We start from the raw sequence: 22,162 nt of genomic DNA, 5'->3' as shown, positions 1-22,162 counted from the left end.
CGGAATCTCAATGACTCAAGGAATTCGCTATAAAGTCATTCTTCTCGCCTGCCTGATCATCAGCGTTGGTCAACTTAGCATGGGCTTAGTCTTTCCCTCTCTGCCTTGGATAGCGAAAGATTTCAATATCACTCTAGATGAAGCACAGTTACTGGTGGGTATTTACCTTCTGGGCTTTGGACCTTCACAATTTTTATATGGCCCCATCTCTGACGCTATCGGTCGAAAAAAGGTATTGTTGACCGGCTTAGTTATCGCTCTCTTGGGTCTAGTGATGATCATCTTGATGCAAAACTCCTTCAAAGGCATGGTGCTTGGTCGATTCTTGCAAGGGGTGGGAACAGGTTGCTGCGCGGTACTTGCTAGGGCATCGACACGTGATCAGTTCAGCGGAGCGGATCTACCACTGGCTATGTCATACATTGCAATGGCAGCGTCGATTACGCCGGTTATTGCGCCTGTGCTTGGTGGATTTATCAACTTCCACTTCGGCTGGAGTATGGTTTTCGTGTCGCTGTTTAGTTATGTGGCACTGGCATGGGTTGCAATCGCAATTCTATTCAAAGAAACAGTGGCAGAGAAGTCATCCATACCCTCTCCTAAAAAGATGATTATTCAGTATGGAGAGCTTCTACGCTCAAGTTACTTTATGAGCTTTGCCAGTATCGGTTGGCTCAATTTTAGCTTGATGATCACTACAGTCTCCGTCATGCCGTTTATCATGCAAAATCAAATTGGAATGAATTCCGATGAGTATGCGCTGTGGGCGCTGATCCCTGCCCTCGGTATGATTTGTGGTACCACGATTTGTAACCGTGTTCGTCCAATCATCGGCAGCAAAAAGATGCTGTTGTGGACACCTGCTTTGCATGCCACCGCAGCCCTGTGGTTACTGTTCTGTCCGCTAGAGCCTATCTACCTCATGCTGGGGCAACTGCTTATGATCTTAGGGAATGGTATTGCGCTGCCTTGTGCACAAGCCATGGTGATGCTGCCTTATAAAAAACAAGCGGGCGCAGCAGCTGCATTATCAGGTGGTGGACAGATGATCGTCTCTTCGATTGTCAGTATGTCGCTGGTACAGCTTGGGTTGAGCCAACCGTGGCACCTGTCTATCGTCATTGCGGTATTCGCGGTGATTACGCTTAGCAATGTTATTAGAGGGTTCAAGGTGGCTCAGCCCGCTTAAGGCTGAGCTTAGACTATAACTAAAGCGTTTTTACGCTGTCGCGTATCACTAATGACGGCTCGAGTTGAACCACATCAGGAGCAAGATCGGTCTTATCGATCTTCGCAAGTAGGGTTTCTACCGCTGCTTTACCTAGTCGATACTTTGGCTGGTGAATGGTTGTAAGTGACGGGGTCATGTACTTCGCGATATGGATATCATCGTAGCCAATGATCGAAAGTTCATTGGGAACGATAATTCCCTTAGCATGAGCAATATTGAGCGCCCCCATCGCCATCATGTCATTACAGACAAATAGTGACGAAGGCAGAGGCCCACGCTCAATCAAGGCTTCCAGCGACTTAGCACCACCATCACACTCAAAGTCTGATTCGATGATCCAGTCTGGATTAATAGCAAGATGATGCTCTTTCAGCGCCTTCTTGTATCCCTCATAACGCATCAAGGCTTGATGACGGTTAAGTGGACCAGTAATACAACCCACTTCTTTATGACCATTCTCGATTAAGTGTTTTGTCGCAAGATATCCACCCAGAAAGGAGTTATCTTGGATCTTGTCACTTTCGAAATGCATTGGCCCCCAGTCCATCACCACAACTGGGACTGACGGATACTGCTCAAAGATATCGAGCTTCTCACCCGCTAGTGTCGCACACATCAAAATCAGTCCATCCACACGCTTTTGAAGCAAAGTGTCGATAGAGGCTTTCATTCGCTCGGTATCACCTTCGGTATTACAAAGGATGAGGTTGTAGTTTTGATGATAACAGCTGCGTTCGACCCCTTTTACTACCTCTCCAAAAAACGGGTTGGTTGAGGTAGTCACTAACATTCCAATTGTTCGTGTACGATTCATTTTGAGGCTACGCGCCAACGCAGATGGTGCGTAGTTGAGCTCTTTCGCTGCGTTGTTCACGCGCTCAGAAATCTCTTCACTCACGAATCGTGTTTTGTTGATGACATGACTCACGGTCGACGTTGAAACGCCCGCGAGCCTTGCTATGTCCTTCATCGTTGCCATTGGGCAAGGGTCTCCACTGCTTCTTGTTATGTTTATACGCTTAGAGTAAGCCGCTAAGCTTGTTGAGCTAGAAACTCTTTTACTTCATTCAAGGTAGGAATGGAAGTCTGAGCGCCAAATCGAGTCACTGAAATCGCTGCCGCTGCGTGGGCGAACACAATCGCTTCTTCGATAGGCTTTCCGTCTATGAGACCAGTGACTAGCGCGCCATTGAAGGTGTCACCTGCCGCTGTAGTATCTGTCGCCTCTACTTTGAAGCCTGGGATACGCTCACCTCGACCATTTTGGCTAAGCCAAACGCCTTTTGAACCAAGGGTGATCATAACGATTTCGATACCCTTGCGGTGAAGCGCGTTTGCAGCTTCTTGTGCAGAATCATCGTCGGTAACGGTAATGCCCGTTAGGACTTCGGCTTCGGTTTCGTTTGGTGTGATGACATCAACGCAAGAGAGTAGAGAATCTGGTAGAGCTCGAGCTGGTGCAGGGTTAAGCACAACGTTGGTCTTTGCTACTTTAGCGACTTGCGCTGCGTATTCAATACCTTCGATTGGCGTTTCTAGCTGCATGAGTAGGTAATTCGCGTTCTCTAGCAGACCTTTATGTGGCTCTACACGAGCTTTTGTTAGCTTGGCATTTGCTTCTGCTGAAATACAGATGCTGTTTTCACCACTGTCGGCTACTTGAATCATGGCAATACCAGTCGGTGTGCCTGGCTCTAATTGAACACCCGCGATGTTGATACCATCAGATTTGAATGCTTCGCGAATATTGATACCAAAAGCGTCATCGCCCACACAAGCAATGAAACCCGTATCGCCGCCGAGTCTTGCAGCAGCAACCGCTTGGTTAGCGCCTTTGCCACCTGGGATGACTTGATAGTTTCCACCATGCAATGTTTCGCCTGGACGAGGGAAAGAAGGAACTTGCAGTACATGGTCTGCATTCACACTACCCAACACGATGAGTTTATTCATACTTTGTTCCTTTTTAACTCTTTTATGTAGATAACTTGGGGTTGCCTTTGGGTGGCAAGCCGAAGGTATCTGGTTGTTTTAAAGCGATGCTTAGGCTGCCTGTTCTCCCCCTGATAAGGGGGAGCTAGAGGGGGTAAAAGCACTAAAGCTTAACTCACACACACCACTTAAATTTGCTTCGCAAATTCAAGTGCACCCCTCCTAACCTCCCCTTATAAAGGGGAGGAACATTAGGCTGGCTCCTATCGTCGCCTCGCCTATTCATTAACAGCTCTTAGCTCTCCCCCTGATAAGGGGGAGTTGGAGGGGGTAAATGCGCAGGAGCTTAACTCACACACACCACTTAAATTTGCTTCGCAAATTCAAGAACACCCCTCCTAACCTTCCCTTAGTAAGGGGAGGAACATTAGGCTTGCTCCTATCGTCGCCTCGCCTATTACTCAGCTACTACTTTAAGTGGTACTGGGATGTACTCTTCTACTTTTTCGCCTTTCAAGACTTTGTCAGCAGTCTCTACACCTAGTGCACCGATCATATCTGGTTGCTGTGCAATCGTTGCTGCTAGCTTGCCGCGTTTAACCGCTGCCATGCCGTCTTCAGTGCCATCGAAGCCAACGATCATCACGTCTTTACCCGCTGCTTGAACCGCACGAAGTGCACCCAGTGCCATTTCGTCGTTTTGTGCGAATACCGCTTGTACATCTGGGTTTGCTGCTAGAAGGTTTTCCATTACGTTCAGACCTTTAGTACGGTCGAAGTCAGCTGGCTGGCTAGCAAGTAGATCCATTTCTGAACCTTTAACTGCGTTCATGAAACCTTCACCACGCTCACGTGCTGCTGACGTACCTGCGATACCTTCTAGTTGAATAACTTTTGCCTTCTCACCAACTTTCTCCATGATGTAGTGACCTGCCATTTCGCCACCAACTACGTTATCTGATGCGATATGACTTACCACGTCACCACGGCTCGCGCCACGGTCAAGCGTCAGTACAGGGATGTTCGAGCGGTTTGCCATGCGGATAGCGTTCGATACTGCGTCTGAATCAGTTGGGTTGATAAGAATTGCTTTAACGCCACGAACCGTCAGATCTTCGATGTTTGATAGCTCTTTGCTTGGGTCATTTTGCGAGTCCAAAACGATTAGGTTGTAACCTAAATCCTTGGCTTTCGCTTCGGCACCTTCTTTCATCGTTACGAAGAACGGGTTGTTAAGCGTAGAGACAACAATCGCCATCGTGTCTTGTGCTGATGCAGCTGTAGACATAGAAGCAGATAGCACGGCAGCAGAGATTAAAGTGGCTAGTTTTTTCATCGTTTTAGTCCTTTGTGTAGGGGGCGGCTCAACTCATTGTCGAGCCTGTTATTGTAAATAATCTAGTGTTAATCGAGGTTACTTGTTTTTGTTGTCCACCAGTACCGCAAGCAAGATAACCACTGCTTTTGCGATCATTTGGTAGTAAGAAGAAACATCCAATAAGTTAAGAGCGTTGTTCAAGAAGCCGATAATCAGGGCACCAATCAGCGTACCCATAATTCGACCCTTACCACCCATCAAGCTGGTACCGCCAAGAACAACCGCGGCAATGGCGTCAAGCTCGTATCCCATACCCGCTGTAGGCTGAGCCGATGACAGACGAGAGGTAACGATAATGCCCGCCAGTGCTGCAAGCAGACCACAGATCGCGTAAACACCAATCTTCACTTTGTCGACGTTAATACCAGACAAGCGAGTCGCTGATTCGTTGCCGCCTAGTGCATAAACGTAGCGACCAAAGCGAGTGTGGTTAAGTAGATACCAAACTGAAGCGAATACGACGACCATAATCCAAACTGGAACTGGAATGCCCAAAGCGTAACCCGTACCAAACCATGCGAACGCGTCAGCCGTGTCGGTAAAGCCTGTAGAGATTGGACGACCGTCGGTGTATACCATGGTCACGCCGCGCAGAAGCGTCATAGTAACCAGAGTGGCGATAAACGCCTGAACCTTACCTTTGGCGATGATAATACCGCTTATTGCGCCAAGAGCTGCACCGGCAAGAAGTGCGGTTGGAACCGCGATCAATACCGGGACTTCCATCGCTATCAAACTGGCCGCAAATGCACCACAAAGTGCGAGTACTGAGCCCACGCTCAAATCGATACCTGCGGTTAAGATGACCAAAGTCATACCCACTGCGATAATGGCATTCACCGAGGTTTGGCGGAGAATATTCAGAATATTATCGACGGTGAAAAAGTTCGGGTTTAGAAAAGACACCACGATAATTAGGAAGATCAGCGCAATCAGTGATTTTTGCTCAATCAACCATTCTTTATTGAAAAGAGGCTTCTTGTTTTCCATCTCGACGCTCATCTCTTTGTTGATGGTTTTGTTGTTCATGCTGCTTCCTCACTTACATTTTTGCCGACAGCGCATGCTAGTAGTTTCTCTTGGTCTGCATCTTGAGCCATAAACTCACCGCTTATATGTCCTTCATGCATCACCAAAATTCGATCGCTCATGCCAAGTACTTCTGGCATTTCAGATGACACCAAAATAATACTCATGCCATCTGCTTTAAACTTGTTGATTAGTTGATAGATTTCTTTCTTGGCGCCAACGTCCACACCGCGAGTTGGCTCGTCCAGAATAAGCACCTTGGGTTTAGTCATAAGCCCTTTGGCAATGGCGACTTTCTGTTGATTACCACCGGAAAGATTTCCAATGATTTGGTCACGAGTTGGCGTTTTGATGTTGAAGAGCTTGATAAAGTCTTCTACTGCAATCACTTCTTCACTGTGCTGGATCTGCATACCTTTTGATAGCTGCTCCAGTGCACAGATCGACATGTTTTCTTTAACGGACAATCCGAGTACTAAGCCATCTCCTTTACGATCCTCTGAGATGTAAGCAATACCGTTTGCCAAGCCTTCTTGAGGGCTATCTGGGTTAATGGTTTTACCATTAAGAATCACATCACCAGACTGGCGTTTCAGCGCGCCATAGATAATTTTCATTAGCTCTGTGCGCCCTGCTCCCATCAAGCCGGATACACCAAGGATCTCTCCTTGATCTAGGGTAAAGCTCACATTATCAACGCCTGGGCCCGAAAGATTTTTTACTTCGAGGCTTGTTTTACCGTGGACGGCATCAATACGAGGGTACTGCTCATCTAGCTTACGACCTACCATCATCTCGATTAGGGTGTCTTCATCAGTTTCGGCAACGGTACGCTGACCGATGAACTTGCCATCACGAAGTACGGTAATGTCATCGCAAATCTCAAAGATCTCTTTGAGGCGGTGAGAAATGTAAACAATGCCGCAGCCTTGTTCACGAAGCTCATTAATGACACTGAAAAGGGATTCGGTCTCTGTATCTGTCAGTGCGTCGGTTGGCTCGTCCATGATGATAACTTTCGACTCAAACGACAGAGCTTTCGCGATCTCAACCATCTGTTGTTCGCCCAAGCTTAATTCACCCAAAGGCGTTTTCGCGCTGTGTTTCACGTTGAGTCTTGCAAGCAATCGGTCTGCTTCGGCGTACATTTCAGACCATAAAATACGTCCAAACGCATTGGTCTTTTCACGACCTAAGAAGATATTCTCGGCGATGGTGAGCTCAGGGATAAGATTGAGCTCTTGGTGAATAATACTGATGCCCGCTTGTTGAGAGTCTCGTGGTCCCTTGAACCCAGTTTCTTCGCCTTGATAGCGAAGCTCTCCGGAGTCTTTCGAGTAAATGCCTGTCAGCACCTTCATCAACGTAGACTTGCCAGCACCGTTTTCGCCAAGCAGTGCCATCACTTTACCTGGGTAGACGTTAAGGCTCGCTTTATCCAAAGCCTTAACACCAGGGAAGGCTTTTTCAATCTCGCTGAGTTGTAAAATTGGTTGCAGCATGAGGATGTCCTGTATATTTCGCTGAACTTAACTCGTATTTCGTGGCGGCTTAAAACACGACGCCAGCTTGGAAAATTACATTGGCATAAGGTGTACACTCACCTGTTCTAACGACTGCTCTTGAATCAACAGTTTTGGCTTTAAACTCTTCATGAGTAACATAACGAACAGTAATCTCTTTCCCCGTATTAGCCTGCTCTTGCTCTATCACTGCGAGCAATGCGTTGTGAAGCTCTGGGCTCACTGCTTTAAATTCTTCAGCTAGAACCACACCTTCGATCTGAGCTTCTGATAGATAGACTTTAACGGTATCGATGAAGGCTGGTACGCCGTGAGTTAGGGCTAAGTCGATACGCTGCACTTCATCGGCAATCGGCAAACCTGCATCGCAGATCGTCACCTCATCGGTGTGCCCCAAGGTTGACACCAAATAGGAAAGTTCTGAGTTAATTAGGGCGCTTTTTTTCATTGTTAGTACCTGCTTCATGCGGCTTTATCGAGACTGTAGGGCTTGATAAAAATTCTTGGTCACTTTGCTGTTATCTTTTGTTGATAAAACAATCATCGAAACGTTTCGATGACAATCCTAGCGTAGTCTGAGTAAAGATCGATGCAAGTTGCATTTAAGTGTGACTCAGATCGCCTCATCGAAACGTTTCGATGCGTTTTTCGTGAAAAGTCTCAAATTGTAAATAGAGTGTCTTGGGGAAGAAATAAAAGAAGAACTAATCAAACGGATTGGCTAGATAAGCATCACGTTGATTAAACGGCGTGTTCCACTTTCATACAAGATGAGATATGCGGTCCTGAAGCAAAATGACAACCAATAAGTTTCAGCGATTCTAGTTGCCCTTCGGTCTCGACGCCTTCAGCAATTGTCTCTATATTCAGTACTTTAGCTAAGCTAACGATGGCTTTTGCAACCTGCTCGACTGATTTGTCTTGCGCGATTTCAGCAACTAGCTGAGCACCAACCTTAAGCTTTTGTATTGGCAGCTCACGTAGCTCGGAAATGGAAATATGCCCCATTCCAAAATCTGCCACGGTTATCTGACAACCTAGTTCGACAAGCTGATAGAGCTCATCGACACAGCGTTTCTTCGAGAGCATGTCTTCAAATACTTCTAGCACTAGGCAGCGAGGTGGTAAGTGATACTTTTCGAGAATATCGGTCACTTCTTGAGTAAAGAGTCCATGTCCGAAGTTCTTCGAGGATACCTTAACCGCGACAGTTTTTAGCTCGCCAACTGAAGCGTACTTACAGGCTTGTTCGATAGTAAATAGATTAAGCTTGCGTATCAGCTGAGTTTCTTCTGCAATAGGAATGAACTCGAATCTATCGACCTCACCAAACATCGCATCACTCCACTCAAGGCGGCTCTTGTACGCAACGACGTTTTTTAGATCCAGATCGATGACGGGCAAAAAGCTCACCTCGAGCTTGTGCGATTCTATGGCTTGAGCAAGACGTTGCGCCATCGCAGTTTTGCGTCCCCACTGCTCACCCATCGCTTCATCGTAACTCATCCAAGTCGTTTGACATTGTTTGGCACGGTACATCGCGAGGTCAGCTTGCTTAAGTAGCAAACTGGTAGGAATCGTCCTACTTACATTCGTTGTAATCCCAACAGAGGCTGAGCCACGCTCGGACTTGTTGCCCACTTCAATAAAGGCAATCGCATCTACAATATGTTGTGCATAGTGTTCTGCGCGCTTTTTTCCACAGTTAGGGAGCAAGGCAACAAACTCATCGCCTCCCAAACGCGCGACCAAACCATTGTCACCAACAGCTGTTTTAAAGCGCTTGGCCACGTTTTGCAGGAACAGATCTCCAAAGTCGTGCCCTTTGCTGTCATTGATAGACTTAAACTCATTAAGGTCGATCAACAGTAGCGAATATGGATGGTTGGTAGATTGCTCATCTACTAAGAAACGTTGCAGGTGCTCAAAGAAAGACGTTCTATTGGGAAGTCTGGTAAGGGCATCAAAATAGGCGAGATCACTGAGTCTATCCGTTAGGTGCTTCTCTGACGTTACATCTCGCTTAACCGCAATGTAATAAGACTGTCCAAGGTAGTCGAAAGGACTGATGTGGGCATGCTCGATAAACAGAGAGCCATTTTTCTTTCTGTTTACCAACTCACCATGCCAATCCTTACCGGTTACAAGCTTAGACCACATATCTTGGTAGGTGGCAGAAGAGGTTTGTCCCGACTTGAGGAGCTTAGGGTTTCTGCCAATGACTTCTTCGCGAGTATAACCAGTCAGTCGAGTGAACTGTTCATTGACGTACTGAATGCATGCAGTGTCATCAGTAATAATGACGGCAACCGAAGCGCTTTTCAGTGCTGATTCCATCAATCCCAACGACAACTCAAATTCCATAAAACGTAACGCCTAGCCTAACTTCTAACAGTCAATATCGATAAGTAAGGAAAACATGATAAAATTTAATGGAACCAACATCAAACAAAACGTCAAAAACTTGCTGTTTTAACAACATTTTTTTGACGCACTAGAAACTAATCGTCTTTGAGACAGTAACTTGGAGAGCATAGTCGCCTAACATTATGACAGTTAGACGAACTATGTATGGAAATGCAGACGTGAAGAAGCGTTTAAAACGCGCTAGTCATTATCAATCTGTTTAATGACGCGACATGGATTACCTACCGCTAAACTATTTGCTGGAATGTCTTTGGTCACCACGCTTCCAGCACCGATCACGGCATTATCGCCAATGGTCACACCAGGACAAACGATCGCGCCACCGCCAATCCAGACGTTATTACCTATCTTAATTGGTAACCCGAACTCAACTTCATCTTCAACTCGACCTTTCACATCGAGTGGATGTCCCGCGGTATAAATCTGCACATTCGGCGCAAACAACACGTTATCACCAATCTCAACCACATTAACGTCTAGGATGACGCAGTTAAAGTTGGCGTAAAAGTTTTCACCAACGTGAATATTCTCACCATAGTCGCAGCGAAATGGCGGCTCTAGATAGAGACTCCCCTTTCTGTTGGGAATCAAGGCTTCTTGCGCTTCTTTCCACTCTGGTGTGTTAGGGATACTATCGTTTAGCTTTTTGAGAGTGTGACGACATTGGACTCGTGAAGCCAGCAACTCCTCATCCCATGCTAGATAAGGTTCGCCAGCAAGCATTTTTTCACGTTCAGTTTTGGTAGACATCTATTTCTTCCACTTATTGTAATTACTGATAGCATTCAATGATTAACAATCTATGACAATGTCAGAAATTTGTCAGATAAGCGCGGTTATTTCATGGTATCGCTAGCGTCGTCACACTATGTGTAGAAGTCTAATTATTGTCTATCAAGCTTAGAATTGCTTGCGCAGCGGCTCTTGAGCTAGCGGGGTTTTGACCAGTGACCAGCTTGTCATCAATCACAACATATTCTGCCCAATCTTCCGCTTTGGAATACGATGCACCGAGTTTTACCAGCTCATCCTCGAGAGAGAATGGAACCACATCAGAAAGACCGACAGCGGCCTCTTCTGAGTTGCTAAACCCGGTTACTTGACGACCTTTAACCATAGGCGTTTCGTCTTCATTAGCGGCATTAATCAACACGCCGGAAGCATGGCATACTGCCCCAATGGGTTTATCATCGCTGTAGAAATCATCAATCAAAGTTACGGAGTCAGGATCGCAGGTAAGATCCCAAAGAGGTCCATGTCCACCAGGGAAGAATATGGCGTCATAATCGCTTGCGCGGACTTCGACTAGCCTCAAGGTGTGCGATAGATGTGTTTTCGCGACATCATCATTTTCAAAGCGTTTTGTCGCTTCTGTTTGATAGTCTTCGTTTTGGCTCTTGGGATCGATGGGAGGGTGACCACCAGCAGGAGAACACAATGTGATATGAAGACCCGCGTCTTTAAAAACATAATACGGGGCGGCAAACTCTTCTAACCAAAATCCTGTTTCTTCGTTGGTATCACCCATACGACGATGCGATGTCAGGACCATTAGGATTTTCTTTTGAGTCACTCGATACTCTCCACTAGATGTATACATTAAACCTAGTGAAAAGCTGAGAAATTTCAAATACAAGGGGAGCCGATAACCGACTCCCCTATCATATAGCTCGACGACTTAACCTTGTAAAGCAGGTCTGGTTGACACTTTATCAAACCAACTTTTGATGTTCTGATTAGATTCAAACACTTCAATCTTCAGTGCATTGACCGCAACTACTACAAGGATATAAGCGCTGATATCAGCGATACTATAATTCTCTGTTGCTACGTAGCTTGACTGCCCGAGTTGCTTGTCTAATTTCGGTAAAAACAGTTCCACTCTGTGCTTCGCTTCTTTACCCCAATCCTCAACACAGTTTTCTCGGTCGCTGTATAAGCCAGTTAAGTTTCTGAATGCTTGAAACGCATTTTGAATACCATCGATTTCAACGATGCGGTTCCACATTTCTACCTTAGCGCGCTCTACCGTATTCTGGCCAAACAGGTTCAAGTCATTCGGTGTGATTTCATCAAAATAGCGACTGATAGCCACGGTTTCACTTAAGTGCGTACCATCATCAAGCTCTAGCAAAGGCACTTTACCGTTCACGCTTTTGTCTTGGTAACCCTGATCTAGGTTATCCCCTTCCCTAACGTTAATTTCGACACGCTCCAAATCCGTAACACCGATTTCACTCAAGAAAAGGTTAAGGCGTTTACAGCTTACCGTCGCCGCTTGTTCGTACAATTTCATGGTTTGTCCCTTTTATCTAACCGATCGTTTAGATATACTCTATGCAATAACTAAACGATCGGTCAAGAATTAATTTCCGTTTCTGCTCAGTATGCTTGTACAATACGAGCTGCAGTTGGGCAGTAATGAAATGAACGTTTTATCTGGGGTTTGTATGGCAAGAAAAGCTAACTTTTGTAAACAAGAAAAGCTTGAGCAGGCGATGGCTCTGTTCTGGAGCAAGGGCTTTGCCAATACCTCCATTAACGACCTAACTGAAACGCTCGAGATCAATCGCTTTAGCTTGTACAACACCTTTGGTGATAAGGAGACTCTGTATTATCAAGCTCTCGACAACTACCTAAGTTCGATCTCCTTTCCTAAATTAGAGCCTTTGCGAGCTAGAGATGCGGGTATAGATACGCTGGAAACCTTCTTAGTAGGCTTTGCTGAAAAGCAAAAAGAGAATACGTGTGGCTGCTTTATTCAGAATGCCGTGGTCGAACATGCCGGCGAGAATCAAGAAGTCTTAAAGCGCAGCGATGCGCTATTCAACACCCTACAAACGGCAATAGTAGAAGCAGTTAAGAGTGCCCAACACCAGTCCCAGATAAGCCTAAAACTAGATGCTGAGTCACTGGGACAGTTCGTTCTCTGCCAGATGCAAGGGATGCGAGTACTTGGCAAAGCAAAACGCTATCAAGAAATTGATACCGCCACACAAGTGCTGCTCCAATACTTAAAAAGCGCATAAAAAAAGACGCCTTTCTAGGCGTCTTTTTCTTTCACAACTCATTCTAGAACTAGGCGAGCACGCCCATAAAGTAAGGGATAATGAACGCGTTAGCCAAATCAATGAAGAATGCGCAAACCAATGGAACCACAATAAAGGCTTGATGCGAGTTACCGTACTTTTGCGCTACTGCTGACATGTTTGCCATCGCCGTTGGTGTCGAGCCCAATGAGATGCCACCAAAACCCGAACAGATAACCGCTGCGTCATAGTTTTTGCCCATCGCAGGGAAGATGATGAACAGGTTCACCAAAATAGCGACGATGAACTGAGCACCCAATATCGCAAAAATCGGTCCAGCCAAATCAACCAACGTCCACAGCTGCATACTCATCAGGGACATGGCCAAGAAAGCACCCAGAGACATATCCGCAATCAAAGCTACCGCTGGCTTATTGGCAGGCCACGTAGTCCCGGTAATGCGCGGATAGTTGTGCGGTACGATGTTAGAAAGAATAATACCTGCGAACAGACACGTTACGAATAGCGGCAATTGAAGCCCAAGGTATTCAACACCCTCATTAAGGAACACACCCACAATGATACAAGTGTGAATCGCCAACATGGCGTCTAGGAAGTCGTAAGAGGTAATTTTCGGCTCGGGTTTATCGTCGGCGACACCAACGTCTAACGCTTGATCCTCAGCGGGCTTCAAATCATGACGTTTAATTAGAAACTTAGCAATTGGACCACCCATGATACTTGCCAGTATCAAACCAAAGGTTGCACTCGCAATACCAATTTCCATCGCAGTATTCAGACCGAACTCTTCTTGGATCCTAGGAGCCCACGCGATTGCTGTACCATGACCGCCGATCAGTGAAACCGTACCACTCAATAGCCCCGCAACCGGCTCTAGACCAAATGCCGTCGCCACCGTAATACCCGTCAGGTTCTGTACAAGCATATAGCCAACCGTGATCACCAATAGAATGATAAGCGGCTTACCCCCCTTCATGAGGTCACCAAGGCTTGCGTTAATACCTATTGTCGTAAAGAAATAGACCAGCAGCACGTCTCGAGCCATTAAATCAAACGACACTTCAAGAGACGTGGCCATGTGGAATAGAGCGAACAGTACCGAGAATACAATACCGCCTGAAACAGGCTCGGGGATACTAAACTCCTTTAGAAACCCCACCACCTGGTTAAGTCTGCGTCCGACAAATAGAACAATAATGCCCATCGTCACCGCTAGAAAAGAATCAATATGAATGACACCGTCTTCAATCAACATAAATCTACATCCTGTAACAAATTTCTAACTACAGGATGCCCTTAATCAGAACGCTATCCAACTCTTTTCTAATTAATTTTTTATTTTGTTACACATCGCTCAAAAAGCATTCGGCAACTAGTTTTGAGCCTTAAGTTGTTCTATGACATACGGAGGCGCAACATTTCCCAACTCCTCTAAACAGACATCTGCTTTAGGATGGTCATGGCGAACGTAAATGTCACACACTGCATAAAGCTGCTCTGGCGCCCCGGAAATTAGATACGCTTTTTCAAAAGAATCCGTTGCTTTTTCTACGTCCAACGGCTCCTGTAATACACCATTTAAATACCAGTAATAGCTGTTACTTGGCGATAGCGTCGTTGCTTTCTCAATCGCCACAGCGGCTTGTGCTTTTTCATCCATGCGGACCAAGGTTAGCGCTTTCGCGTATTGCAACTGCCCCGATTTAGCGTTTTGCGCAATCGCTGTATTAAGCACGTCCAGCGCTTTTTGATCTTGAGACTGAGCTCGATAATTATCTGATAGGCTCAAAGATGCCTGCGTAGATAATGAGGGTTCGACAAGCAGTGTTTGATATAGTGCTTCGGCTTTATCCCATTCTTTGTGCCAACGGTAGACATCAGCTAAAAGCAGCTGGTTGCGCTTTCCTGGCTGCTTTGAAAGGTGCTCAATCGCCGTAGGATAATTCTTATTGATAGCCTCTTGCTGCGACTTCGTCATCGTTGAAAAGTCCGGAATCAAACTTACAACGGCAGCCACTTGTACCGCCTTTTCAGGGTCTGATAACAAAGGCGAGACTAACTTCCAACGGTACTCAAATTGGTAGGGCTTGGCACCAACGATGGCAGCCTCTCTAATATCCGCATTAGTATCCTTAAGCGATCTGGTCACTGCCACCAGCGCGTTTTGATTCGGATACTGGCTAAGCTCATGTAACGCGTCCACGCGCCTCTCTGCACTCTCACTCTGATTTTGTGCTGTGTATGAAAGTCTTTGAATGCGCTGCTCGGTCGATTCAGCCTGATTTTGAGTGGTGGTTGTGATTGGTGCTTGCTGTTGCGTGTCGGTAGCCAATGCAACTTGGCTCATTGAGGCAACAACTATGCCTGCTAGTACTAGTGGTCTCAATTTCATCGTTAGCTCCTAGAATTTTGGATTAAAACCCGCGCCTTGCGCTGAGTTTGCCGTGCGAATCATTTGGTCACTGTATTTCCCATGAGCCACTGGATTTCCCGTCGCACGAAGTATGTAAGCTAACGCCCTGTCAGCGTGAGAGAAGAATTTCTTCCAACCTGCGCAAAGGTAGTTAAGCCCTGGCTCACCACTGCGCGTTTTAATAAATCGGTTCTTTGGACATTCACCATAACAAGCGAACTGATAGTCGCATTGTTGACATTGACTCGTTAGAGTGCGTGATTTAGCAAAACCAAACTCTTGTTGTCGCTTGCTGTACGCCATCTCTTCAAGGCTGTAAGTATCGATGTTACCGATTTTGTATTCTGGGTAGACGTAGTGGTCGCAGCTAAAGACGTCACCATTTGGCTCCATCGCTAAGCCCTTGCCGCATAGCGAGCCTAGAGTACAAAGTGGGTTCTTGCGCCCCATCCATGTTTCGACACTCGCCTCAAAATACTGAACAAAAACTTTGCCTATGTCCTTTTGCACCCACTCATCAAAAATCGCGATAAGAAAGTTGCCCCAGGCTTCGTCCGACACACACCAAGGTTCCATTATTGAGTTTGAGTTGCCTGGAATAAGACGTTTATCGCCTTGTCTTAACTGCTCGCTTGATGATCCTGTCTGCGGCGCATCGGTGCGAAACGTCTTTTGCTCCACAATAGGAATGAACTGCATTTGAGGAGAACGCACCTCATCACGAAGAAATCGATACACTTCTAACGGGTTCTTACTAGTTAGATTGTTCACACAAGTTAACGTCGCAAAACTCACGTTGTATTTATGCAGCAGTTCGACCGCTTTCATCACTTGTTTATGCGTACCACGACCAGCGCGATTGGTTCGATAGGCATCATGCAGCATTTGAGGACCGTCGATGCTCAAGCCTACCAAGAAGTTATGCTCTGCCAAAAACGCGCACCATTTCTCATCAAGTAGCGTGCCATTGGTTTGGAGGTCATTCGAGATTTTCACACCGTGAGGCTGATACTTCGCTTGTAACTCGACAATTTTCTTGAAGTAATCGAGACCAAGCATAGTCGGCTCGCCCCCTTGCCAAGAGAAGATAATCTCAGGGGTGTTTTGTCCCTCAATATAATTCTTGATGTACTTCTCAAGCATCACCTCATCCATTTCAGGAGAGCAGCCTTTTTTGTACTCAAGTAGATCTTGTTTACTCAGGTAATAGCAGTAGTTGCAATCGATGTTGCACACAGCACCAATCGGCTTGGCCATAACATGCATTCGTTTAGATGGTCTTCCTTGAAACTGTGGTCCTTGTGATAGCTGCATAGGTGACGACGTATTAGAAGAAGTTGAGCTCGCAGTAGACGAAGCTGACGATGTCGCATTAGCGCTCGAAACCATAGAAATAGACCTTTAATCGGATGAACAGAACCAGTTTATCTCATGTACAAAGCGTGCTTCGTTATAGTGCATATAACTAAATGGAAAGTGCTCTGCGGTTACTATTCACTCGACTTAATTCATAAATGAGAGCACTGAGTATGAACGATCATCTAGAGGAAAAGCAGGCATGGAACGCGACCAAATTTTTAGCCGCTATCGCCATTATCGCATTGCCTATTTTACTCTCGGGATGCGCGACTCAGCCTGACCACCCTATCGCACTCAAAATAGACAGCGACATGGTGCTCGTAGAGGGTGGTGAATTCATAATGGGCTCAGACGATCCAACGGCAGCTAAATCAGAGCGCCCTGCTCATACTGTAAAGTTAGACAGCTTCTACCTGTCCAAATTTGAAGTCACACAAGAGCTGTTTGAATCCGTGATGGGTTCATCGATGAGTTTCTTCCCCAATCCAAACATTCCAGTAAACAACTTAAGCTGGCAACAAGCCAACTACTTTGTCGAGAAGCTCAACGAGCTCACAGGCGAAAACTACCGTCTACCGACTGAGGCGGAATGGGAGTTTGCAGCCAAAGGGGGCAACCTATCACAAGGCTTCACTTATGCAGGTTCAAACAATATTGATGATGTTGCTTGGTATGCTGGCAATGCAAACAACCAAGCGCACCCCGTGGGTCAAAAGCAGCCTAACGAACTTGGTCTTTATGACATGACAGGCAATGTTGGCGAATTTGTTCAAGACGCCTTTGATGACGGCTTTTATAGACTCTCTCCAGTAGAAAACCCAAACAATGCCAAGCATTCAGATTCTGGGCTATCCCACAAGTCTGTTCGAGGCGGCAGCTTCGCGTATGACGCTGATGAATCAGAAAATTTCCGCCGTGACTTTGCAAGCCAATCTATAATTATGTCGGACATGGGACTACGTCTTGCGAAGGACAAATAACACTAACTAACGATTTAATGTCATGGCAAGGATTCAATATGAAACAAAACTCGCGTCACAACACAACACCTCGACTCTGCACAAGCCTACTGGTGACAGCGTCACTAGCAGGTGCCGTTTTTATGGCGCCGCAGGCATTCGCTGTACAGTCAAAGCCTAAACTCGTGGTACAAATTACCGTCGATGGGCTTCGAGCCGACCTTATTGAACGTTACAAGCACAACTTCTCTGAGGGTGGGTTTCGCTACCTAATGGATGAAGGTGTCTACTACAAAAATGCACACTATCAACACGCAAACACAGAGACGATTGTTGGGCACGTATCCCTCGCTACAGGTGCTCCGCCATCGGTACACGGTATGGTCGGTAATGTATGGTTTGACCGTGGTCTTGATCGTCTTGTCTACAATGTTGAAGACCCTAATTACTCCATGCTAGCCACCGGGGCTGGCGTTGATAAGTCAACTGAAATCGACCCAACCCAGAAGGCTGCGGCAGGCGATGGACGCTCTCCTGAGCCAATCATGTCGACCACATTCAGTGACGAGCTGGTTATTTCAAATAATGGTCAATCGCGTGTATTTTCTGTTTCGGTGAAAGACCGTGGCGCTATCTCACTGGCAGGTCACAGTGGTAAAGCGTTTTGGTTTTCTAAGGCGCAATCTGAGTTTGTGACCAGCAATTACTACTACGATAGCAACCCAATGTGGGTAGACCGCTGGAACGAAAAAGCGATTCCTACTCGCTATTCGGGTCAGCGTTGGGAGCTTACTCTTCCTAAAGAGGAGTATTCTCTGCAAGAGCGAGTACAAGATCAGAAAGTTGACTTAGGTGGGTTTGCTCGTACCTTCCCACACCCTTATGGTCCGGCATCTTACAAATATTACTCAACCATGTTAACGGTCAGCCCTGCTGGTGATGAAATAACTGCGGATTTCGCTAAAACTCTCATGGCACAAGAAAAGCTGGGGACTGGAGAGGCAACGGACTATCTCGCAATCAGCTTCTCTTCAAACGATTATGTGGTTCACTTGTACGGCGCATCGAGTCTAGAAACTGAAGACAACCTGATCAGGCTTGATAAAACGCTGGCTGACTTTTTCAAACACATCGACAACTCCGTTGGGCTTGATAACACCCTCATCGTATTATCTGCCGACCACGGCGTTCCAGAAGCAGCGCCAACTCTCAACACCCTTGGCTTCAGACAGCCGTTTTACTTTAATAAGGATAACCTGCTTACAGAAGCTCTGATGAGCAAGCTCAAATCGCAGTTTGGTCTTGGTGAAGAAGTCATTAAGCTCTATGCCCAGCCCTACATCTACCTAGACCACGAACTCATTGCTGAGAAGAAAGTGTCATTAAGTGATGTGCAAAAACTCATTGCTCAAGAAGTGATGAAGGTTGAAGGCGTTGCGGCGGCGGTCACAAGTGAAGATATTGCCAACAACCGCGTAGCAGACTCTCGCGTCAATCAGCTCATTAGAAACAATTACCACCCTCTGCGCTCGGGCGACGTCTACATGGTGTTTGGGCCACGAACCTATATCAATGATATGGACGGGCTTACCATTGCCTCTACACACGGCTCTCCATGGAGATACGACACTCACGTGCCAATTATCTTTGCGGGCAACAAGCTCGAAGCGAACACCGTGACAAGACCCGTTACGCCTTATGATATCGCTCCGACATTATCTGGCTATTTAAACGTCAGTACACCGAGTGGTGCGACAGGTGACATGCTAGAAGAAGTCGTAAAACACTAAAGTTACGATTGGGCACTCGACACGCAAAGTCGACGTGCCCTCTTTCCTTATCCGTTACCTTTAACTATTATGTAGACGAATCATCAAGTTAAAGCGCTATTACTATTAAGTGCTGTCTGCATAAGGCGTATATCCATGTCTATCACTTCTCAACTAAGACTATTTGTTGATGTCGTACAACAAGGCTCATTCGCCAAAGCTGCCTCGCTGAATAGCATGGACAACTCTTCCCTTTCCAAACAAATAAAGAAGTTGGAAGAAAGCTTGGGGGTGCAGTTACTCAACCGATCGACCCGTTCATTCTCACTTACCTCAGCAGGAGAGGATATTCTGGCAGAGACGTATCAGTTAATTGATACGCTCGATAACATTCAAAACATCGCGGATTCCTATCAATCCGAGCCTAAAGGAATGATTCGCATTGTGTCGGCAGTCTTTCTTGGTCAGCAATATATACAACCTGTCATTACGCGATTTATGCGCAAGTACCCTAACGTTCAAATCGTCTTGCACCTAGATGACAAACGTACTGACATCATAGCCGACCACTATGACGTTGCCATTCGTATGGGCAAACTCAACGACTCCAACCTAATCGCTAAAAAAATCGCCAATACTAACTTTGCAGTCATTGCGTCTAACTCCTTTGTTGAAGAACACGGCAGGCCCCTAACACCAGAGGCATTGGTTAAACTACCTGCAGTGATTTATAACAACGGCAACGTCTGTTTAGATACCTTCAAAATGAGTCATGAGCCCAATAGCAAAGAGCTACGCTCATACAAAATGCAAGGGAACTACAAAGTGAGCGATGTAAGAACCTTAATGGGCGCGGTTCGTGATGGCATTGGTTATTCAGTTATTGATTTATTCAATCTGGAGAAGCCTATCGATGAACTAGGATTGGTTCCATTGCTAACTGACCATACGTTATCTACATTAGATACCGGCATTTACGCTATTTACCCACATAGAAAACAAACACTTCTTGTCTCTGAATTTATTAATGAGGTTAAAGAGTATATTGGCGAACCGGCAATATGGGAAAGCTTTGTACCGGACTATCAATTTATGTACAAATAGTTGTTGGCATGTATCATTCAATAAGAATAGTCTGACAAAAATCCATCATTCAATAAAAACAATTAGTTATAACAACCCTCATTAAAACACTTAATTATCAACATGTTAATCAAGAAGCTCATCTATAAAACTTCTATACCTCCGTCTCATTTTTGAGATATTACATTTTTCCAATAGCATTTTCTTACCGCATGAGAAATGTCATTTCTATTTTTCAACAATTAGATTTTCACCCAATTTTTTTCTGATAAATTACGCTCGATAAGAAAGGACTTTGTCAGAGAATAAATACTATGTTATCTATAAAAAATAAAATTGCTTTACTTGTCGCGCTTGCTGCGACCGGGGCAGTAAGTATATTTACCATTGGTAGCCAATCCCTTAAATCTAATACTACCCTCGTTTCCGACCTCAAGAATAGCTATTACCCTATTATGAGTTCGGCCACACTGAATAATGCCATTTTAAGTCAACTAAGCGAACGATTTAATCTGTCCGTCACACTTGGTGATTCTGAACTTCTACTGCTCAATAAAGAAACGTTTTCACAATTAACGAAAAACTTCGACAAACAAAAGCAGCTTCAGCCTTCACTTGCTCAACCTATTGATAGTCTTCAAACGCTTGCAAAACAGTACTTCGATGCTTCCTACGATATCGCATATCGCATGATTGAAGGCACTATCGACCTTAGCTCAGCTGCCGATCTAGCGGCGAAAAACACCCAGATTCTTGAAACGTTAACCGAGCGTATGGCGCAATTTGAGCAGCAACGTTCAGATGAGTTTGAATCTTTGGTCGTTACTCTAGAAAACGAAAACAATAGCGCTCGTAGCACTATGCTAACTATTGGCAGTGCTGCACTTATTCTTATTGCGTTGTTTGGTTTTGTTGTTGTCCACGGTATTCGTAAAGATCTTGCGAACATCAGCAGCAAGATGAAAGACATTGCCGAAGGCGACGGCGATCTTACGGTTCGTTTAGTGCACAACAAAAAGGATGAGCTCTCTGAACTAGCAGGCTCGTTCAACAACTTTGTGCAGCAGCTACAGATGAACATTAACGCAACGATCGAAAACGTAAACGGTCTAGGTGGCATCGCCTCTACCCTAGTTCAATCGTGCGAAGATTCAAACAAACTCACCACAAAGCAGCATCTAGCGGTGGACGAAGCGACAGAGTCTCTATCGCAAATGTTTGAGGGTGCGCGCCACATTGCAGTCAATGCAAACGACACAGTATCGTCGGTGCAAAGTGCAAGCGTTCAAGCTCAACTCGCTGAAGAACAAGTCAATAGCACCATTCAATCTGTGCACAATCTTACGGAGGATGTTCGCGCCGCTTCAGAAGTGGTTCGCGAACTCGATACCAACGCACAAAGCGCTGGTTCCATTCTTGAATCTATCAGCTCTATCGCCGAACAGACTAACCTACTGGCTCTAAACGCAGCGATTGAAGCGGCGCGTGCTGGTGAACAAGGCCGAGGCTTTGCCGTAGTTGCTGATGAAGTGAGAACTCTAGCATCTCGCACTCAAACCTCAACACAAGAAATCCAGCGCGTTCTATTACAACTTCAAGAACAGACTCGAACTGCGGCGAACATTATTGCTGAGAGTGCAGAGAAAGCAGAAGCCTGCGTAGAACAGTCTTTAGTGGCAGAGCAGTCGCTAAAACAAATCACAGCGGACGTTCTAGACATTAATCAACGCAACGAGACCATCGCGAGTGCAACCGAAGAACAAGAAGCCTCGTCTTCTCGAATTCAGGAAGTGATTGGTGATATTTCTTCTATGGCTCGCGAAACTTCAGATTCAGTCGCCCACGTGAATCAAGTCGCGCTCGAAATAAACACTATCACACATAACCTTAGCCAGCTCACCGGACGCTTTAAGGTTAATTAGCCTAATTTCAACAACTTTTCAGCCTTCTCTTCCCAGCCCTTCATAGGGCATGGGCTAGAGAGGCTTTACCTAAAAAAAGAACAATAT

General features: G+C 45.8%; 19 protein-coding genes. 6 read left to right on the top strand and 13 right to left on the bottom strand.

Going from position 1 to position 22,162, the window contains the following annotated elements:
* Positions 1-10 precede the first annotated feature (10 nt).
* Entirely contained in the window at positions 11-1,189 is a 1,179-nt protein-coding gene (locus LY387_RS23580; protein WP_234496604.1) for a multidrug effflux MFS transporter, read from the top strand.
* A 19-nt stretch (positions 1,190-1,208) separates the two neighbouring features.
* Here the strand turns inward: LY387_RS23580 and LY387_RS23575 are convergent, their stop codons facing one another.
* The 10 genes from LY387_RS23575 to LY387_RS23530 all read right to left on the bottom strand — a co-directional run bounded on the left by LY387_RS23575 (position 1,209) and on the right by LY387_RS23530 (position 11,816).
* Complete coding sequence (locus LY387_RS23575; RefSeq protein WP_234496603.1) at positions 1,209-2,210, bottom strand: substrate-binding domain-containing protein; 1,002 nt, start codon at positions 2,208-2,210, stop codon at positions 1,209-1,211.
* A 53-nt stretch (positions 2,211-2,263) separates the two neighbouring features.
* Complete coding sequence (rbsK, locus tag LY387_RS23570) at positions 2,264-3,184, bottom strand: ribokinase (protein WP_234496602.1); 921 nt, start codon at positions 3,182-3,184, stop codon at positions 2,264-2,266.
* Positions 3,185-3,620: 436 nt separating this feature from the next.
* A complete protein-coding gene (gene rbsB, locus LY387_RS23565) occupies positions 3,621-4,499 on the bottom strand; it encodes a ribose ABC transporter substrate-binding protein RbsB (protein WP_042470265.1) in 879 nt (292 codons plus the stop codon).
* Positions 4,500-4,577: 78 nt separating this feature from the next.
* Positions 4,578-5,570, bottom strand: a complete 993-nt coding sequence (gene rbsC, locus LY387_RS23560) for a ribose ABC transporter permease (RefSeq protein WP_042470263.1) — start codon at positions 5,568-5,570, stop codon at positions 4,578-4,580.
* The gene (rbsA, locus tag LY387_RS23555; protein ID WP_234496601.1) at positions 5,567-7,072 is read right to left on the bottom strand and encodes a ribose ABC transporter ATP-binding protein RbsA; all 1,506 of its coding nucleotides are present in this window, start codon (positions 7,070-7,072) and stop codon (positions 5,567-5,569) included. Before rbsA ends, rbsC begins: the two co-directional genes overlap by 4 nt.
* Before the next feature lie 49 nt (positions 7,073-7,121).
* Positions 7,122-7,541, bottom strand: a complete 420-nt coding sequence (gene rbsD / locus LY387_RS23550) for a D-ribose pyranase (protein WP_234496600.1) — start codon at positions 7,539-7,541, stop codon at positions 7,122-7,124.
* Positions 7,542-7,834: 293 nt separating this feature from the next.
* The gene (locus LY387_RS23545) at positions 7,835-9,457 is read right to left on the bottom strand and encodes a putative bifunctional diguanylate cyclase/phosphodiesterase (protein ID WP_234496599.1); all 1,623 of its coding nucleotides are present in this window, start codon (positions 9,455-9,457) and stop codon (positions 7,835-7,837) included.
* A gap of 243 nt (positions 9,458-9,700) precedes the next feature.
* A complete protein-coding gene (locus tag LY387_RS23540) occupies positions 9,701-10,270 on the bottom strand; it encodes a sugar O-acetyltransferase (protein WP_042470253.1) in 570 nt (189 codons plus the stop codon).
* 130 nt (positions 10,271-10,400) lie between these two features.
* Positions 10,401-11,072, bottom strand: coding sequence for a type 1 glutamine amidotransferase domain-containing protein (locus LY387_RS23535; RefSeq protein WP_234497838.1), 672 nt, complete (start codon positions 11,070-11,072; stop codon positions 10,401-10,403).
* Positions 11,073-11,198: 126 nt separating this feature from the next.
* Positions 11,199-11,816: a glutathione binding-like protein gene (locus tag LY387_RS23530; protein WP_234496598.1), complete on the bottom strand. Its 618-nt coding sequence runs from the start codon at positions 11,814-11,816 to the stop codon at positions 11,199-11,201.
* A 154-nt stretch (positions 11,817-11,970) separates the two neighbouring features.
* On the opposite strand from LY387_RS23530, the gene LY387_RS23525 reads away from it, so the two are divergent.
* The gene (locus LY387_RS23525) at positions 11,971-12,549 is read left to right on the top strand and encodes a TetR/AcrR family transcriptional regulator (protein WP_234496597.1); all 579 of its coding nucleotides are present in this window, start codon (positions 11,971-11,973) and stop codon (positions 12,547-12,549) included.
* A gap of 49 nt (positions 12,550-12,598) precedes the next feature.
* Here LY387_RS23525 and gltS read toward each other — a convergent pair whose 3' ends face one another.
* The 3 genes from gltS to LY387_RS23510 all read right to left on the bottom strand — a co-directional run bounded on the left by gltS (position 12,599) and on the right by LY387_RS23510 (position 16,297).
* Positions 12,599-13,825, bottom strand: coding sequence for a sodium/glutamate symporter (gene gltS / locus LY387_RS23520; protein WP_234496596.1), 1,227 nt, complete (start codon positions 13,823-13,825; stop codon positions 12,599-12,601).
* 117 nt (positions 13,826-13,942) lie between these two features.
* A complete protein-coding gene (locus tag LY387_RS23515; protein ID WP_234496595.1) occupies positions 13,943-14,962 on the bottom strand; it encodes a tetratricopeptide repeat protein in 1,020 nt (339 codons plus the stop codon).
* A 9-nt stretch (positions 14,963-14,971) separates the two neighbouring features.
* Positions 14,972-16,297 carry an anaerobic sulfatase maturase gene (locus LY387_RS23510; protein ID WP_234497837.1) on the bottom strand — a complete coding sequence of 442 codons (1,326 nt, stop codon included), beginning with the start codon at positions 16,295-16,297 and terminating at the stop codon, positions 14,972-14,974.
* A 215-nt stretch (positions 16,298-16,512) separates the two neighbouring features.
* Between LY387_RS23510 and LY387_RS23505 the strand changes: the two genes are divergently transcribed.
* From LY387_RS23505 to LY387_RS23490, 4 genes are all read left to right on the top strand, one after another.
* A complete protein-coding gene (locus LY387_RS23505; protein ID WP_234496594.1) occupies positions 16,513-17,322 on the top strand; it encodes a formylglycine-generating enzyme family protein in 810 nt (269 codons plus the stop codon).
* A gap of 122 nt (positions 17,323-17,444) precedes the next feature.
* Positions 17,445-19,091 (top strand): alkaline phosphatase family protein, encoded by a 1,647-nt coding sequence (locus tag LY387_RS23500; RefSeq protein WP_234497836.1) that lies wholly within the window; start codon positions 17,445-17,447, stop codon positions 19,089-19,091.
* Between the two features lie 135 nt (positions 19,092-19,226).
* Complete coding sequence (locus LY387_RS23495; RefSeq protein ID WP_234496593.1) at positions 19,227-20,174, top strand: LysR family transcriptional regulator; 948 nt, start codon at positions 19,227-19,229, stop codon at positions 20,172-20,174.
* A gap of 434 nt (positions 20,175-20,608) precedes the next feature.
* Entirely contained in the window at positions 20,609-22,075 is a 1,467-nt protein-coding gene (locus tag LY387_RS23490; RefSeq protein WP_234497835.1) for a methyl-accepting chemotaxis protein, read from the top strand.
* Positions 22,076-22,162 lie beyond the last annotated feature (87 nt).

Origin of the sequence: Vibrio maritimus, from assembly GCF_021441885.1 — a bacterium.
Classification (GTDB): domain Bacteria; phylum Pseudomonadota; class Gammaproteobacteria; order Enterobacterales; family Vibrionaceae; genus Vibrio; species Vibrio maritimus_B.
This window is presented reverse-complemented; position numbering and strand designations above follow the sequence as displayed.

What these genes read in the sequence shown, in the direction of transcription:
- LY387_RS23580 (WP_234496604.1), top strand. Translation starts at nt 11, where the DNA reads ATGACTCAAGGAATTCGCTATAAAGTCATTCTTCTCGCCTGCCTGATC.
- LY387_RS23575 (WP_234496603.1), bottom strand. Translation starts at nt 2,210, where the DNA reads ATGGCAACGATGAAGGACATAGCAAGGCTCGCGGGCGTTTCAACGTCG.
- rbsK (WP_234496602.1), bottom strand. Translation starts at nt 3,184, where the DNA reads ATGAATAAACTCATCGTGTTGGGTAGTGTGAATGCAGACCATGTACTG.
- rbsB (WP_042470265.1), bottom strand. Translation starts at nt 4,499, where the DNA reads ATGAAAAAACTAGCCACTTTAATCTCTGCTGCCGTGCTATCTGCTTCT.
- rbsC (WP_042470263.1), bottom strand. Translation starts at nt 5,570, where the DNA reads ATGAACAACAAAACCATCAACAAAGAGATGAGCGTCGAGATGGAAAAC.
- rbsA (WP_234496601.1), bottom strand. Translation starts at nt 7,072, where the DNA reads ATGCTGCAACCAATTTTACAACTCAGCGAGATTGAAAAAGCCTTCCCT.
- rbsD (WP_234496600.1), bottom strand. Translation starts at nt 7,541, where the DNA reads ATGAAAAAAAGCGCCCTAATTAACTCAGAACTTTCCTATTTGGTGTCA.
- LY387_RS23545 (WP_234496599.1), bottom strand. Translation starts at nt 9,457, where the DNA reads ATGGAATTTGAGTTGTCGTTGGGATTGATGGAATCAGCACTGAAAAGC.
- LY387_RS23540 (WP_042470253.1), bottom strand. Translation starts at nt 10,270, where the DNA reads ATGTCTACCAAAACTGAACGTGAAAAAATGCTTGCTGGCGAACCTTAT.
- LY387_RS23535 (WP_234497838.1), bottom strand. Translation starts at nt 11,072, where the DNA reads ATGGTCCTGACATCGCATCGTCGTATGGGTGATACCAACGAAGAAACA.
- LY387_RS23530 (WP_234496598.1), bottom strand. Translation starts at nt 11,816, where the DNA reads ATGAAATTGTACGAACAAGCGGCGACGGTAAGCTGTAAACGCCTTAAC.
- LY387_RS23525 (WP_234496597.1), top strand. Translation starts at nt 11,971, where the DNA reads ATGGCAAGAAAAGCTAACTTTTGTAAACAAGAAAAGCTTGAGCAGGCG.
- gltS (WP_234496596.1), bottom strand. Translation starts at nt 13,825, where the DNA reads ATGTTGATTGAAGACGGTGTCATTCATATTGATTCTTTTCTAGCGGTG.
- LY387_RS23515 (WP_234496595.1), bottom strand. Translation starts at nt 14,962, where the DNA reads ATGAAATTGAGACCACTAGTACTAGCAGGCATAGTTGTTGCCTCAATG.
- LY387_RS23510 (WP_234497837.1), bottom strand. Translation starts at nt 16,297, where the DNA reads ATGCAGCTATCACAAGGACCACAGTTTCAAGGAAGACCATCTAAACGA.
- LY387_RS23505 (WP_234496594.1), top strand. Translation starts at nt 16,513, where the DNA reads ATGAACGATCATCTAGAGGAAAAGCAGGCATGGAACGCGACCAAATTT.
- LY387_RS23500 (WP_234497836.1), top strand. Translation starts at nt 17,445, where the DNA reads ATGGCGCCGCAGGCATTCGCTGTACAGTCAAAGCCTAAACTCGTGGTA.
- LY387_RS23495 (WP_234496593.1), top strand. Translation starts at nt 19,227, where the DNA reads ATGTCTATCACTTCTCAACTAAGACTATTTGTTGATGTCGTACAACAA.
- LY387_RS23490 (WP_234497835.1), top strand. Translation starts at nt 20,609, where the DNA reads ATGAGTTCGGCCACACTGAATAATGCCATTTTAAGTCAACTAAGCGAA.